The sequence below is a fragment of the Flagellimonas sp. S3867 genome (genome assembly GCF_014698935.1).
Taxonomy (GTDB): domain Bacteria; phylum Bacteroidota; class Bacteroidia; order Flavobacteriales; family Flavobacteriaceae; genus Flagellimonas.
The window spans coordinates 145,538-158,049 of sequence record NZ_JACVMN010000003.1; the positions used below are offsets into that span (position 1 = coordinate 145,538).

Below are 12,512 nucleotides of genomic sequence, written 5' to 3' on the forward strand. Positions count from 1 at the left end.
AAGTCATGGAATTACATTTTGAAGAATTACTGAAACAGATTACAGATTTTATCAAATCTGAAGCAAAAACCGATACTGTAATCGGAGAACAATTTGAACTAGGACAGTTTAAATGTGTGCCAGTCATTAAGGTTGGTATGGGATTTGGCTCCGGAGGAGGAGAAGGAACTGAAGCAAAAGGAAAAAAAGGTGAAGGTATGGGAGCCGGAGCTGGTGTAGGCATTGAGCCTATTGGATTTTTAGTGACCAAAGGAGAAGAAATTTCCTTTGTGGAAGCTGGAAAAGCACACGGTCTTGCGGCCGCTCTTGAAAAAGTTCCAGAAATGGTTACAAAACTGGCCGAGAATAGAGGTAAAGAAAAGGAAACGGCTTAGATTCCATTTTTTTAACTACTCTTTCTGGAGATGTAAGAAGGGGAGGCGTTTGCCTCCTCTTTTTTATTACGACTTTGGAGACTGGCATCATATAAGGTTTATGCGAAACCTTTGCTTAAAAGAAAAGCACCCAAAAACAGCATTAACACGTACAGAACTTGAAAAAACGTAACGTTTTTGAACTGTAGCCATTCTGATGATTTCACTGGAAAAGTAAAAAGCGCAATACCAGTGAATAAGGAAACCCAACCGATCAAGGTTATCAATAATCTCCAATCATTTGTCCAAATATTATGGACCAGAACATTCAGAATTCCCATTATAATGGCCACAAAGGCCGTTATTAATAGAAATTTTGGGTCTTCTAAATAGCCAAAAATGTCACGGATGCGTTTTGGATTAAAGACCAGCACCAAAAAAAAGACAATCAGGTAAAAGCCCCAAAATTTGGCTAATAACATTGAAGTTTCCATACATTTTCCAATTTACAAGCTATATCAAAAGTAATATTCCAATGTGCCATGGGTTATGATTTTTGTCATTTCCATTATTGTTGGATGTGCCTAATTTCACTGAAACTTCAAAAATGAAAGGTGTACTTAAATTGGGCAAGGTATCAGGCATCGGAATAGAGGTCCATTGGACTTTTACCCTTCTATTACTGTGGGTAGCCTTTTTAGAAGTGCAAAGAGGAGGTAGTACAACCACTATCCTTATGAATATGGCCTTGGTGATTGTGCTATTTTTTTGTGTGGTTCTACACGAACTTGGTCATGCCCTTACAGCCAAAAGGTTTGGAATAAAAACAAAGCAAATCACACTATTGCCCATAGGCGGTGTAGCTTCATTGGAAAAAATTCCAGAAAAACCTGAACAAGAATTATTGGTGGCTGTGGCGGGTCCAGCTGTAAATGTTCTGATTGCCCTGATTTTATTGCTTTTCATTCCCTTGCAAAGTTATTTGGGGTTGGACGTAGAGGCTTTGGATAAGCTCGTAAATGCACCTGATATCCAAACTTTTCTTTTCTTTCTTTTTGTTGCCAATGTAATGCTGGTGGTCTTCAATATGATTCCAGCTTTTCCTATGGATGGCGGTAGGGTGTTTAGGGCATTGTTGACCTTCAGATTTGGTCGTGTAAAAGCAACAGAAGTTGCGGCGGGCCTTGGGCAAATATTAGCAGTTCTCTTTTTTGTACTTGGGTTGATGTTGAATCCTTTTTTGATTCTGATTGCGCTGTTCATTTTCTTTGGAGCTTATGGCGAAAACCAGATGGTAAAACAGGGAGCCTTGCTCAAAGGGCATCTGGTTGAAGAAGCTATGCTTACCGATATTACCATATTGTCTCCATCAACAACGGTGGAAGAGGTGATTACTATTTTATTGAAAGGGACCGAAAAACACTTTTTGGTTGCTGACCAGAATGAAATTCTGGGAACCGTGGATCATAGGGCTGTATTAAAGCATGCCAAAGAACCCCAGCGATTGGTAAGCGAGATTATGAAAAAAGAAGTCCAACAGGTTGAGTCCTCTACCGAAATCATGGGTGCATTCGAAAAACTGGCCAAGGTAAATAATGATCTTTTGGCGGTGACCAAAAATAAGACATTGGTCGGCGCCATAGATAGAACCAACATCGGTGAATTTATACTGTTGCAAACCACTTTATCTGCAGAATAGATGAAAAATGTTAACCACTTTGTTCTTACTATAGTAGCTCTGTGTTTTTGGGGATGCGGTAAGGATGACGGTAAAATCTTTCCACAAAAAACCAAGATTACGGAATCGGTATACGCCTCTGTGACCATTCAACCCGATAGTCTTTACCAGGCATATGCGATTGTAGCCGGAATTTTGGACAAAAACCTGGTAGAAGAAGGCGATTCGGTAAAAAAAGGACAACCTATTCTTCAAATCATTAACAATACCCCAAAGTTGAGCTCCGAAAATGCCAGATTGGCCTACGAACTTGCCAGAGAAAACTACAACGGCTCTGCGGCTATTCTCAAAAGTATAGAAGATGAGATTGATGCTTCGGTTTTGAAGTTCACCAACGATTCCATCAACTTTTTTAGACAGCAAAATCTGTGGAGCAAAAAGATTGGCTCCAAAGCTGACTACGATAATAAGAAACTAGCATTTGAGCTTTCAAAAAACAATCTGCAGGTATTGAAGAGTAAATATGAAAGGACAAAAAAAGAACTCTCTACCCAACTTCAACAAGCTGAGAACACCTATAGAACTTCGCAAATTGCAACGGAGGACTTCACAGTGACCAGTAAAATACATGGAAAGGTATATGCACTGTTCAAAAATCCTGGTGAGATTGTGACCACGATGGAGCCATTGGCTTCGGTGGGGCGGAGCGACGAATTTGTAATAGAAATGTTAGTTGATGAGAAAGATATTGTGAAGGTTCAACTAAGACAGCGAGTGATTATCTCACTTGATGCCTATAATTCAAAAGCATTTGAGGCCAAGGTAAACAAGATTTATCCCCGAAAGGATGAACGTTCCCAAACCTTTACCATTGAGGCTACCTTTTTGGATCCACCAAAGGTGTTGTACCCAGGTCTTGCCGGGGAAGCGAATATTATCATTGCAGAAAAATCGGAAGTCTTGGTGATTCCGAAAGACTATTTAATGGATGGAAACCAAGTTTTGACAGAAAATGGAGCAATTGATGTTACCATTGGCCTCGAAAGTTTGGACCAAGTTGAAATCATTTCAGGATTGGATGCCGAGACCCAAATATTAAAACCAGAAAGATGATCAATTGGAAGGTGATATTGGGCATTGCCAAAACCCATTTAGTTACCAAAATGAAGTCCACGGTAACCGCATCCTTGGGAGTTACCTTCGGTATAGGTGCCTATATTACCTTGGTGAGCTTTATGACAGGACTCAACAAAATGTTGGATGACCTTATCCTTAATCAAACCCCTGATATTCATTTATATAATGAGATTGAACCTTCAGAAAAACAACCCATCGCCTTTTTTGAAGAGTACGCCAATGCACTCAATGTCGTCCATTCTGTCAAACCAAAACAGAGTCAGACAAAGATTCACAATGCCTTACCTATTTTGAGTCATTTGCGTAAGGATAAATCCATTAGAGGAGCAACCCCACAGATTCGCACCCAGATTTTTTATCTGTCGGGTTCTATTGAATTGGGCGGTAATCTTGCGGGAATTGATGTGATGGAAGAGGTTCGGCTGTATAATATGAACGATTATATTGTTAAAGGGTCACCGGAGGCCCTTCAAAATACAGAAAATGGAATTTTATTGGGTGCCGGAGTAGCCAAAAAAATGTCTTTGGATGTGGGAGATAGAATTCAAATCAGCACTGCCAAAGGAGATGTTTTTCCCTTAAAGATTGTAGGCATCTACCAAAGTGGCATATCGGATATCGATAATATCCAAAGCTTTGCAAAGCTTAAAACGGTTCAACGCATTTTGGGAGAAGCGGAAAATTACATCACAGATATTAATATTAAACTGTTTAATATAGATTTGGCCGTTCCCATGGCAGGGCAATTGGAGCAACAATTTAAGGTGAAGGCCACCGATATTAAGGAAGCCAATGCCCAGTTTGAGACCGGAACCACCATACGAAACCTGATTACCTACTCGGTTTCCATTACACTTTTAATTGTGGCAGGATTTGGAATCTATAATATTCTGAACATGCTGATTTATGAAAAAATGAAGGACATCGCGATTTTGAAAGCCACGGGATTTTCCGGATTGGATGTACAGCTGATTTTTATGAGTCAAGCCGTTTTGATCGGGGTAATCGGAGGATTAAGTGGTTTGGCCATTGGTTTTGGTCTTTCAAGGCTGATAGATAATGTTGCTTTTGAAACTGAGGCCCTTCCAACCATAACCACCTACCCCATAAATTATAATCCCTGGTTTTATGTAATAGGAATCACCTTTGCGATGCTGTCCACGTTTGTTGCCGGTTATCTCCCATCAAACAAGGCCAGAAAAATAGACCCGGTCCGAATAATTAGAGGGACTTAAATTATAGCGGATGGGACTAGTTTTAAAAACAGAAAATATCAACAAACATTTCAAGAAACCTGTATTGTTCCATGTGCTCAAAGACATAGGTTTTGAGGTGAAAAAGGGTGAATTTGCATCTATAATGGGCAAATCAGGTTGTGGGAAGTCAACGCTGTTGTACATTCTGTCTACCATGGACACCGATTATGAAGGAAAATTATACTTAAATGATGACCTCGTGACCGGAAAGCCCCAGACAGAACTTTCAAGAATCCGTAATAAGTATATAGGGTTTGTGTTTCAATTCCATTATCTACTATCCGAGTTCAGCGTACTGGAAAATGTAATGTTGCCCGCCAAAAAACTAGCGGAAAAGACCGATGCGGAAATTGAACATAATGCCATGGAAAAATTGAATATGCTGAACATTGGTCATTTGGTAAATAAAAGAGCCTCAAGAATCTCGGGAGGGGAAAAACAACGTGTAGCAATTGCCAGGGCATTGATCAATGATCCATCCATATTAATGGGGGATGAACCCACGGGGAATTTGGATAGTTATAATTCTGAAAATGTGTTCCAAATATTCAAAAAATTGAAAGAGGAGCAAGGACTTTCTTTATTGGTAGTAACCCATGATGTGGACTTTGCCGAGCGAACGGATAGAATAATACAGATGGAGGATGGCAGGGTCATCAGCTAAGTTGTTTACTCCTGTTTACGCTCTTTCTCCTGTCTTTTGAAATATCTACGGGTCAAAAAATTGTGTTTTAAGGCCTCCATGTTTTCATTGAAGCGTTCTGTGCCTTGTTCAATATTGTCCATTGTGCGCTGTAATTGGTTGGCCAGCAAGGTGTCTTTAACCAATAAATTTACAGCGCCCTTGCCTTCCTTCATCTCATTGACCATTCCATTGAGATTCTGTAAAAGGGTGTCTATGGCAACACTTGAGGTTTCCATATTTTGAATGGTCTTTCTCATTTTTTGGCCCATAATTGAATCATTTAGCAAAACTCCTGCAACACTTTCTTCTAAATCAATGGCTTTTATAATGGAATTGAGTTCCTTCATCGCCGAATTGGCCTTACTGCTGGTGTGTTTTAAATTAACTACGATTTCCTGCAGATTTTTGGCCATTAGGGTATCATTCAGCAGTTTTCCCAAAGTACCTTCCCCATTTTTCAAAGATTGGGTGACCTTGAGCAAATCAGCGGTGAGTAAGGCGGCATTTTGGTTGGTAACATTTAATGTGCTCAACATATCTTCCGCACCAATGCGGCTGTAGGAATCTATTTCCTCACCACTATATACAATTTCGCTTGCCCCTTTGCCTGGAATGATGTTTACGATCATACTCCCGACCAATCCATCTGAACCTATGGTGGCAATGGCATCTTTTTTAATGTGCTTGTGCATTTTTTCTTCGATGGACATCCGTACCCTTATGGTACTGTCATTTTCCATTTCAATGCCTTTGACCGTACCGACAATGATTCCTGAATACCTTACATTATTACCCAACTGAAGCCCATTTACGTTGTTAAAAACTGTGGTAATGGTAAAAGTCTTGCTAAAAAGGCTTTGGTTATTACCGATCAGGTAAGAAGCAATGATTATCAAAGCGGTTCCGAGTACCACAAAAAATCCAAGCCTTGTTTTTTGCGTGTTTGTCCTTGCCATAATGTGTCATTTAAAAAAGGCCCGCACCTTTGGGTCGGTCACCTTTGAGAGTTCCTTAAATGTTCCTTCGGCATAGTTTATGCCATCTACCAATAAAATCATCCGGTCCGAAATTACCCGTGCACAATCCACATCATGGGTAATGATCAGAGAGGATGTTTTATACTGCTCTTGAATGTGGAGCATAAGCTCAATAATCTCTTTTGATGTTATTGGGTCGAGTCCGCTCGTGGGTTCATCATAAAGAATAATTTTGGGTTGCATAATTAGTGTCCTGGCCAAGGCAACCCTTCTTTTCATTCCTCCGGAAAGCTCACTGGGCATTAGATCGACGGCATGGGCCAGTCCAACGTTTTCCAATGCCTCTATGACCCTTTTTTCAGCATTCAACGCTCCGTCAAATTTGTCTTTATGCCTACGCAAGGGAAATTCCAGATTTTCGCGAACGGTCATTGAATCGTACAGGGCACTTCCTTGAAACAAAAAGCCAACATCCGTTCTAAGCTCGTCCAGAGCGGTACGGTCCAGTTTTATCAGGTCTTTTCCCATAACATTCACGCTTCCACTATCTGGGGACATTAAACCGATAAGGCACTTGATCATAACAGATTTACCGGAACCGGATTTGCCCATAATTACAAGGTTTTCTCCCTTATGAAGTGTCATATTGAAACCGTTGAGCACATGATTGTCCCCAAAGCTCTTTCGGAGCTCTTTGATGTCGATTACAACTTCACGGTTGGCAACCAAGGAATCTTTATCGATTATTTCTGTTTCCTCCTTCATAATTCATAAAAAATATCTGATATGAAAACCGCAATGAAATCCAAGATAAAAATAAGCATGGAGGCCATTACCACTGCTGTATTTGCCGCCTTACCCACTCCGACAGTACCTTTTTTGCAATAATAACCCTTATAACATCCTACCAAACCGATGGCAAAACCGAAAAAGAAGGACTTAATGGTTGCCGGGATCAAATCGCCATATTGTAAAGAATTAAATACTTCATTAAAATACAATTGGAATGATACATCACCTTTAAAATATTCTACCAGCGAAGAGCCATAAAGGGCCAACATATCCCCGAAAACCACAAGGAGAGGTACCATAAGCGTTGTGGCTACCACCCTGGTTACCACTAGAAACTTGAAAGGATTGGTTCCGGAAACCTCCATGGCATCAATTTGTTCGGTGACGCGCATGGAACCCAATTCGGCACCCATTCCGGAGGCAATACGCCCTGCACAGATGAGTGCAATGACCACAGGCCCTACCTCTCTGACGATTGAAATACCCACCATATGGGGCATCCATGAGACAGCACCAAACTCTTGCATGGTAGGTCTTGTCTGTAAGGTCAATACCAAGCCAATGATAAAACCCGTAATCCCGACCAATGGGGTAGACCTATTGCCAACATTGTAACATTGGCGCAATAGCTCATTAAATTCAAATGGAGGTTTAAAAACTTCCTTAAAGAAACGACCAGCGAAGTAGGAAAGGTCGCCGACCTGTCTCAGAAAATCAATGATATTGTTTCTTATTTGAACTGTAATGGTCATACCTGCATCCTTGAAAATAGGGGACATTATCAAATATACCTTAGGATGTAACCTACTGAAATGACAATTATCACGAACATCAATGACACTTATCATTTTATGGGGATGGAAACTGGGTTAATTTGGCGTTGCATCAATTTGATATGTTATGAAGACAACAGTGAAAATTCAGAATTTAAAATGCGGAGGTTGTGCAAATACCATAGATAAAAAAATAAGTTCCTTAAAGAATATCGACGATGTTTTTGTTAATATGGATACGGATGAGGTCTCGTTTGGTTATGGGGGCAATGAAGATTTAGAGGCTGTGAAGAAAGAACTTTCCAAGCTCGGTTATCCTTTGCTAGGGGAAAACAATCCAAGGATGAGTCAGGCTAAGTCGTATGTAAGCTGCGCGATTGGTCGATTGAGTAAAGAAAATTAAGTTTGTCATGAGACACTTTTATGTTCTTTGTTTTGTGTCTTTCGTTTCCTTTGTCTTGGGATGTCATAAGATACTGGACCCAAGAACCTATGGTACCAAATCCGAGTCGGTGTCAGAAGTGCAGGTGCCAATCCTAGAGGATATTCAAATAAAGAACTATTTTGCCTATATGGATTCTTTGGTGGTTGCACATGATTCCATTACACCCTTTCCACTTACAGAGCATCTTTTGGTGCGTGCCAATCCATGGATCATTGATACGCTCGAAAATACCGATTATTATAGATTGATGGCCAAAGATTCCTTTGTGTATGATCAAAAGAATATGATAGTGCTCCCGAAGGGAGCGAGCTTGAAGATTCCAGATTCACTGGTTGCAAATAGGCTATTGAATGATTTCCGAAACACTTATGTTGATGTGAACATTCCTGAATATAAGCTGCGTATTTACCAAGATTCAACACTCATTTATACCTTTCCAATCCGAGTGGGTAGAAATGCCAAAAGGTATCTGGCTCAGGGTGATAGGGTCACTGATTTACGAACAATCACTGGAAAAGGTATTATTGCGGAACATCATCGCAATCCCCATTTCTATAATCCTGTGAATGGCAAGCGATTCTATGTAACCAAACGGGATGATGAGAAGACTACTTCAATGCCTCAAATCCCATGGACAGAAACGGAGATCAGTGGCATTTGTAATGGTCAAATGATACATCCCACCACAAACCCGAAGACTTTGGGCAAGGCATATTCCAATGGCTGTATTGGCACAAAAGAGGCCGATGCTTGGACTATTTACTACTATACCCCGTTGAATACCCCGATTCACATTCGTTATGAACTAAAAGGTAAAGATGAAAACGGAGTGGAAGTTATACTTGAAGACATTTATGGGTATGGAGATATTCCCTAGAATTCGTCAAATCTGTCCAATTTTCTGCGCAACATCAATACTTCATCTTGTAGTTGTGACATTTTTTGCAATAATTGCTGTATTACATCTATTCCTTCCAGATTGACATTCAAATCTTGATGCAAGCGTACCATTTTTTCGAGTTTGGGTAGTTCTTCGCAATGAATGTGCGGCTGTTTTTCGATGTACAATAATTTAATCAAATGGTTGTCCGCCAAATCCTGAACAAAGGATTTTTTTATATAATTGTATTTGCAGAATTCGATTATTGAAATATGGATTGATTCTTTCATGGCTCTATCATAAGTTGGTTTGTTTAAGCTCCTCAAACAGTTGCTTTTGTTCCATGGTCAATTTTGATGGTATTTTTACCTGATAGGTAATAAAGAGATCTCCGTATTGCCCCTCTTGTTTGTATTTGGGAAAACCTTTACCCTTTAATTTTACTTTTGCTCCATTCTGGGTTTCTGGTTTCACGGTCAGTTTTACTTTACCAGAGAGTGTTTCGATGGTTATTTTTCCACCAAGAATGGCTGTTGTCAATGGTACTTCAATGGTTTTGTACAAATTGGCGCCTTCGCGTTTGAATGCAGTTTTGTTGCTTATGGAAAAAGTGATGTATAAATCTCCATTGGGCCCACCGTTCATTCCAGGGCCTCCATGACCGTTGATTTTAATAGTTTGACCGTCCTCTATTCCAGCTGGGATTGTGATCCTAATATTCTTGCCATTTATGGTCAATGTTTGTTTATGGGTAGTATACGCTGCCATCAGGTCAAGTTGGAGTTCAGCATTATAATCCTGACCCCTAAACTGGGTCGGCCTTCCTTGACCTCGAAATCCTCCACCAAACATGGACTCAAAAAAATCGGAAAAATCGTCAGAAGTTCCGCTTGAATAAGTGTAGCCACCAAATCTATCACCAGTTGATCTAGTTTTACGCGCTTTTTCAAATTCCTCGGCATGTTGCCAATCCTTACCGTACTTATCATATTTTTTTCTTTTTTCAGAATCGCTAAGTACTTCATTGGCCTCATTCACCTGTTTGAATTTGCGTTCCGCCTCAGCATCATTTGGGTTTACATCGGGATGGTACTTTCGGGCCATCTTTCTGTACGCTTTTTTTATGTCTGCTGCCGGGGCATTTTTTTTAAGGCCCAAAACTGCATAATAATCTATGAATTCCATTGACTGACTTTTGTATTGAGCATGATTATAACTGAATTAGACATAAAAACCTATGGGAGTTGAGGTGATGCGTATTCATTTTTTGAGTATTCGCGAGTTCCAAATTTTTTCTTCAACTCTTTTATGGTTTCTTGATATCCTATTTCAAAAACTTCATCGATATGGTCGGTATTGAACAATCCATATTTGCTCAGATCTTTAGGGTAAATCACCAAATCGCATAGTTTAAATTTGGTTATGGAATGTTGATGTATTCTTAGATGAAAAGCCCTATCCAATACATTGTATGAATGTTTAAATTCTTCAGCAGCCATTTTTCGGATGGGGCTTGCGTAGATTCCATATATTACATCACACTGATCTATAATGGGGTCAACAGGAAAATTATCCAGTATACCACCATCAGAATATAATGTGCCCTTTATACTCACCGGAGTCAGTATTCCAGGAAAGGAGGCGGAAGCCAAAATGGGATATATGAGATTGTCTTTGTCAAAAACGTTGACCTTGGCGTTTACAAGATCAGTTGCCGTGACGTACATTTTTTTGGAGAGCGCTTCAAAATTATCCGTTTTGAAATAGTCGAGTAAAAAATCATAAAAGGTTTCCACATTGATAAAACCTGCTTTTTTTCTTGCAAGTCTTGAGATATTGAACAGTTTTATTTTTTTAAAGATTTCTTTAATGGCTTCCGGGGAATAGTTGGCAGCATATAATGCACCAACAAGAGCGCCTGCACTAGCTCCTGATATGATGTTGGGATAAATACCAAACTCTTCCAAAGCTTTTATGCCACCTGCATGTGCGACACCCCTGTGTCCTCCTCCAGATAAAACCAATCCAATGTTCTTTGTTTTCATTTGGATCATCAAAAAGTATGAATCAATGTGGATTGAAGACCAACTGCATTATTTGCAGAAACAACATTGGTCTTAGAGTTCTTTCAAATCTAGTCCGTAAAAAGAAGGAAGGAAATGATATATGTCACGTATAAAATAATTAGCTGGCATTGTGAACGGAGCACTTCATTTTGCAGATCAAATTGCAATATAAGTGATGGTTCAATTTCTTTGAAATAAACTATGTTTCTAGTGTCAATTTTGATTTTTTATGGCGATTTTCTATGTCTGATTAGAGACCATATGTTTGTGGGTAGAGGAAACTTTTTTTATTTGCCAATGTTAAATATGGTTGAATAGATGAAATTCCCTATTTTGTATGGAAACCAACTAGACTATTTAGCCTATGTACACAAGACGAATATTCCCGATAAAGGGAGTAATCCGATGGACACGAAGACATATTTTTCTATTCCTGTTGATGGCCACTGTGCCCGTTTTTTTATTCGACATACTTCGTTGGAAATGGTTACACGTACCATGGCTACCTCTTGGGGTATTGGGCACCGCGGTTGCATTTATTGTCAGTTTTAAGAACAATGCATCTTACGATAGGCTTTGGGAGGCACGTAAAATATGGGGCGGTATTGTAAATGCCTCGCGTTCGTGGACTATCATGGTCAAAGATTTTATCACCAACGAACATGCAAAGAACAATAAGAGCGATGAAGGATTGCAAGAGGTGAAGCGAGAACTAGTGCATCGCCATGTTGCTTGGTTGACAGCACTGCGTTATCAAATGCGGAAAGACAAGCCTTGGGAAATGCATTTGAAAAATTCAAAATCGAATAGCGAGTTTCGGGCTACCCAATACACAGTTTGCGAAGATACCATACCCATTGAAGAAGCAATTTCCCCATATATACCAAAACACGAAATAGACGAGGTTTTTGCTAAGGGAAATCAAGCTTCACAATTATTGGGTATTCAATCCAGGCGATTGGGCGAACTGATGAACGATGGACTTATTGAAGATTTCCGACACATGGAAATGATGTCCATGCTAACCGAGTTTTACACGCTGCAAGGTAAAAGCGAGCGAATAAAGAATTTTCCGTACCCACGTCAGTTTGCGACCTTGAACTATGTTTTTGTTTGGATATTCATTTTGCTTGTCCCATTTGGCATAATGGAGGGATTTGAGGTTATTGGTAATCGGGTGATTGAACATCTTGAGACCAACCCAGCGTATTTTGAGTTTACCCAAAACCTACAGCTTTTTATTGGAAAGCACTTTGTTTGGTTTTCGATTCCATTTAGTGCACTGGTCTCGTGGGTTTTTCATACTATGGAGGCCATAGGGGAGAACACCGAAAATCCTTTTGAAGGAGGACCCAACGATGTGCCTATAACGGATTTAAGTAGGGGAATAGAAATCGATATCCGCCAATTGATCGATGATGATGATATACCAGAACCTTACAAATGGCAAAACGATATTGTGATGTAATG

General features: G+C 39.8%; 15 protein-coding genes. 8 read left to right on the top strand and 7 right to left on the bottom strand.

Annotated features, from left to right (window positions below; genetic code table 11):
* The first annotated feature begins 5 nt into the window (after positions 1-5).
* Positions 6-374 (top strand): GerW family sporulation protein, encoded by a 369-nt coding sequence (locus tag IAG46_RS14060; protein WP_190811025.1) that lies wholly within the window; start codon positions 6-8, stop codon positions 372-374.
* Between the two features lie 98 nt (positions 375-472).
* Here IAG46_RS14060 and IAG46_RS14065 read toward each other — a convergent pair whose 3' ends face one another.
* On the bottom strand, positions 473-847 hold the full coding sequence (locus IAG46_RS14065) for a hypothetical protein (protein WP_190811026.1): 375 nt from the start codon (positions 845-847) through the stop codon (positions 473-475).
* Between the two features lie 113 nt (positions 848-960).
* On the opposite strand from IAG46_RS14065, the gene IAG46_RS14070 reads away from it, so the two are divergent.
* From IAG46_RS14070 to IAG46_RS14085, 4 genes are read left to right on the top strand one after another with little or no spacing between them, the layout of a single operon-like run.
* Positions 961-2,052 (top strand): site-2 protease family protein, encoded by a 1,092-nt coding sequence (locus IAG46_RS14070; RefSeq protein WP_190811027.1) that lies wholly within the window; start codon positions 961-963, stop codon positions 2,050-2,052.
* Positions 2,053-3,144, top strand: a complete 1,092-nt coding sequence (locus tag IAG46_RS14075; protein WP_190811028.1) for an efflux RND transporter periplasmic adaptor subunit — start codon at positions 2,053-2,055, stop codon at positions 3,142-3,144.
* Complete coding sequence (locus IAG46_RS14080) at positions 3,141-4,403, top strand: FtsX-like permease family protein (protein ID WP_190811029.1); 1,263 nt, start codon at positions 3,141-3,143, stop codon at positions 4,401-4,403. Before IAG46_RS14075 ends, IAG46_RS14080 begins: the two co-directional genes overlap by 4 nt.
* A gap of 10 nt (positions 4,404-4,413) precedes the next feature.
* A complete protein-coding gene (locus tag IAG46_RS14085; protein WP_190811030.1) occupies positions 4,414-5,088 on the top strand; it encodes an ABC transporter ATP-binding protein in 675 nt (224 codons plus the stop codon).
* 5 nt (positions 5,089-5,093) lie between these two features.
* Here the strand turns inward: IAG46_RS14085 and IAG46_RS14090 are convergent, their stop codons facing one another.
* Genes IAG46_RS14090 through IAG46_RS14100 form a run of 3 tightly spaced genes read right to left on the bottom strand, consistent with a single transcriptional unit; the run spans position 5,094 to position 7,630 of the window.
* Positions 5,094-6,065, bottom strand: coding sequence for an MlaD family protein (locus IAG46_RS14090; RefSeq protein ID WP_190811031.1), 972 nt, complete (start codon positions 6,063-6,065; stop codon positions 5,094-5,096).
* Between the two features lie 6 nt (positions 6,066-6,071).
* Complete coding sequence (locus IAG46_RS14095; protein WP_190811032.1) at positions 6,072-6,851, bottom strand: ABC transporter ATP-binding protein; 780 nt, start codon at positions 6,849-6,851, stop codon at positions 6,072-6,074.
* Positions 6,848-7,630 carry an ABC transporter permease gene (locus tag IAG46_RS14100; RefSeq protein WP_190811415.1) on the bottom strand — a complete coding sequence of 261 codons (783 nt, stop codon included), beginning with the start codon at positions 7,628-7,630 and terminating at the stop codon, positions 6,848-6,850. The genes IAG46_RS14095 and IAG46_RS14100 overlap by 4 nt, the downstream gene beginning before the upstream one ends.
* Before the next feature lie 148 nt (positions 7,631-7,778).
* On the opposite strand from IAG46_RS14100, the gene IAG46_RS14105 reads away from it, so the two are divergent.
* Both IAG46_RS14105 and IAG46_RS14110 read left to right on the top strand, forming a co-directional pair.
* Positions 7,779-8,054: a heavy-metal-associated domain-containing protein gene (locus IAG46_RS14105; protein ID WP_190811033.1), complete on the top strand. Its 276-nt coding sequence runs from the start codon at positions 7,779-7,781 to the stop codon at positions 8,052-8,054.
* 7 nt (positions 8,055-8,061) lie between these two features.
* Positions 8,062-8,973: a L,D-transpeptidase gene (locus IAG46_RS14110; protein WP_190811034.1), complete on the top strand. Its 912-nt coding sequence runs from the start codon at positions 8,062-8,064 to the stop codon at positions 8,971-8,973.
* On the opposite strand, the gene IAG46_RS14115 is transcribed toward IAG46_RS14110, so the two are convergent.
* The 3 genes from IAG46_RS14115 to IAG46_RS14125 are packed head-to-tail and all read right to left on the bottom strand — an operon-like array spanning position 8,970 to position 11,021.
* A complete protein-coding gene (locus IAG46_RS14115; protein ID WP_190811035.1) occupies positions 8,970-9,266 on the bottom strand; it encodes a chaperone modulator CbpM in 297 nt (98 codons plus the stop codon). The two genes, IAG46_RS14110 and IAG46_RS14115, sit on opposite strands and share 4 nt — an antisense overlap.
* A gap of 7 nt (positions 9,267-9,273) precedes the next feature.
* A complete protein-coding gene (locus IAG46_RS14120; RefSeq protein WP_190811036.1) occupies positions 9,274-10,161 on the bottom strand; it encodes a J domain-containing protein in 888 nt (295 codons plus the stop codon).
* A 50-nt stretch (positions 10,162-10,211) separates the two neighbouring features.
* On the bottom strand, positions 10,212-11,021 hold the full coding sequence (locus tag IAG46_RS14125; protein ID WP_190811037.1) for a patatin-like phospholipase family protein: 810 nt from the start codon (positions 11,019-11,021) through the stop codon (positions 10,212-10,214).
* 385 nt (positions 11,022-11,406) lie between these two features.
* On the opposite strand from IAG46_RS14125, the gene IAG46_RS14130 reads away from it, so the two are divergent.
* Complete coding sequence (locus IAG46_RS14130; protein ID WP_190811038.1) at positions 11,407-12,510, top strand: bestrophin family protein; 1,104 nt, start codon at positions 11,407-11,409, stop codon at positions 12,508-12,510.
* Positions 12,511-12,512 lie beyond the last annotated feature (2 nt).

What these genes read in the sequence shown, in the direction of transcription:
- IAG46_RS14070 (WP_190811027.1), top strand. Translation starts at nt 961, where the DNA reads ATGAAAGGTGTACTTAAATTGGGCAAGGTATCAGGCATCGGAATAGAG.
- IAG46_RS14100 (WP_190811415.1), bottom strand. Translation starts at nt 7,630, where the DNA reads ATGACCATTACAGTTCAAATAAGAAACAATATCATTGATTTTCTGAGA.
- IAG46_RS14080 (WP_190811029.1), top strand. Translation starts at nt 3,141, where the DNA reads ATGATCAATTGGAAGGTGATATTGGGCATTGCCAAAACCCATTTAGTT.
- IAG46_RS14125 (WP_190811037.1), bottom strand. Translation starts at nt 11,021, where the DNA reads ATGAAAACAAAGAACATTGGATTGGTTTTATCTGGAGGAGGACACAGG.
- IAG46_RS14130 (WP_190811038.1), top strand. Translation starts at nt 11,407, where the DNA reads ATGTACACAAGACGAATATTCCCGATAAAGGGAGTAATCCGATGGACA.
- IAG46_RS14075 (WP_190811028.1), top strand. Translation starts at nt 2,053, where the DNA reads ATGAAAAATGTTAACCACTTTGTTCTTACTATAGTAGCTCTGTGTTTT.
- IAG46_RS14090 (WP_190811031.1), bottom strand. Translation starts at nt 6,065, where the DNA reads ATGGCAAGGACAAACACGCAAAAAACAAGGCTTGGATTTTTTGTGGTA.
- IAG46_RS14095 (WP_190811032.1), bottom strand. Translation starts at nt 6,851, where the DNA reads ATGAAGGAGGAAACAGAAATAATCGATAAAGATTCCTTGGTTGCCAAC.
- IAG46_RS14060 (WP_190811025.1), top strand. Translation starts at nt 6, where the DNA reads ATGGAATTACATTTTGAAGAATTACTGAAACAGATTACAGATTTTATC.
- IAG46_RS14105 (WP_190811033.1), top strand. Translation starts at nt 7,779, where the DNA reads ATGAAGACAACAGTGAAAATTCAGAATTTAAAATGCGGAGGTTGTGCA.
- IAG46_RS14085 (WP_190811030.1), top strand. Translation starts at nt 4,414, where the DNA reads ATGGGACTAGTTTTAAAAACAGAAAATATCAACAAACATTTCAAGAAA.
- IAG46_RS14065 (WP_190811026.1), bottom strand. Translation starts at nt 847, where the DNA reads ATGGAAACTTCAATGTTATTAGCCAAATTTTGGGGCTTTTACCTGATT.
- IAG46_RS14115 (WP_190811035.1), bottom strand. Translation starts at nt 9,266, where the DNA reads ATGAAAGAATCAATCCATATTTCAATAATCGAATTCTGCAAATACAAT.
- IAG46_RS14120 (WP_190811036.1), bottom strand. Translation starts at nt 10,161, where the DNA reads ATGGAATTCATAGATTATTATGCAGTTTTGGGCCTTAAAAAAAATGCC.
- IAG46_RS14110 (WP_190811034.1), top strand. Translation starts at nt 8,062, where the DNA reads ATGAGACACTTTTATGTTCTTTGTTTTGTGTCTTTCGTTTCCTTTGTC.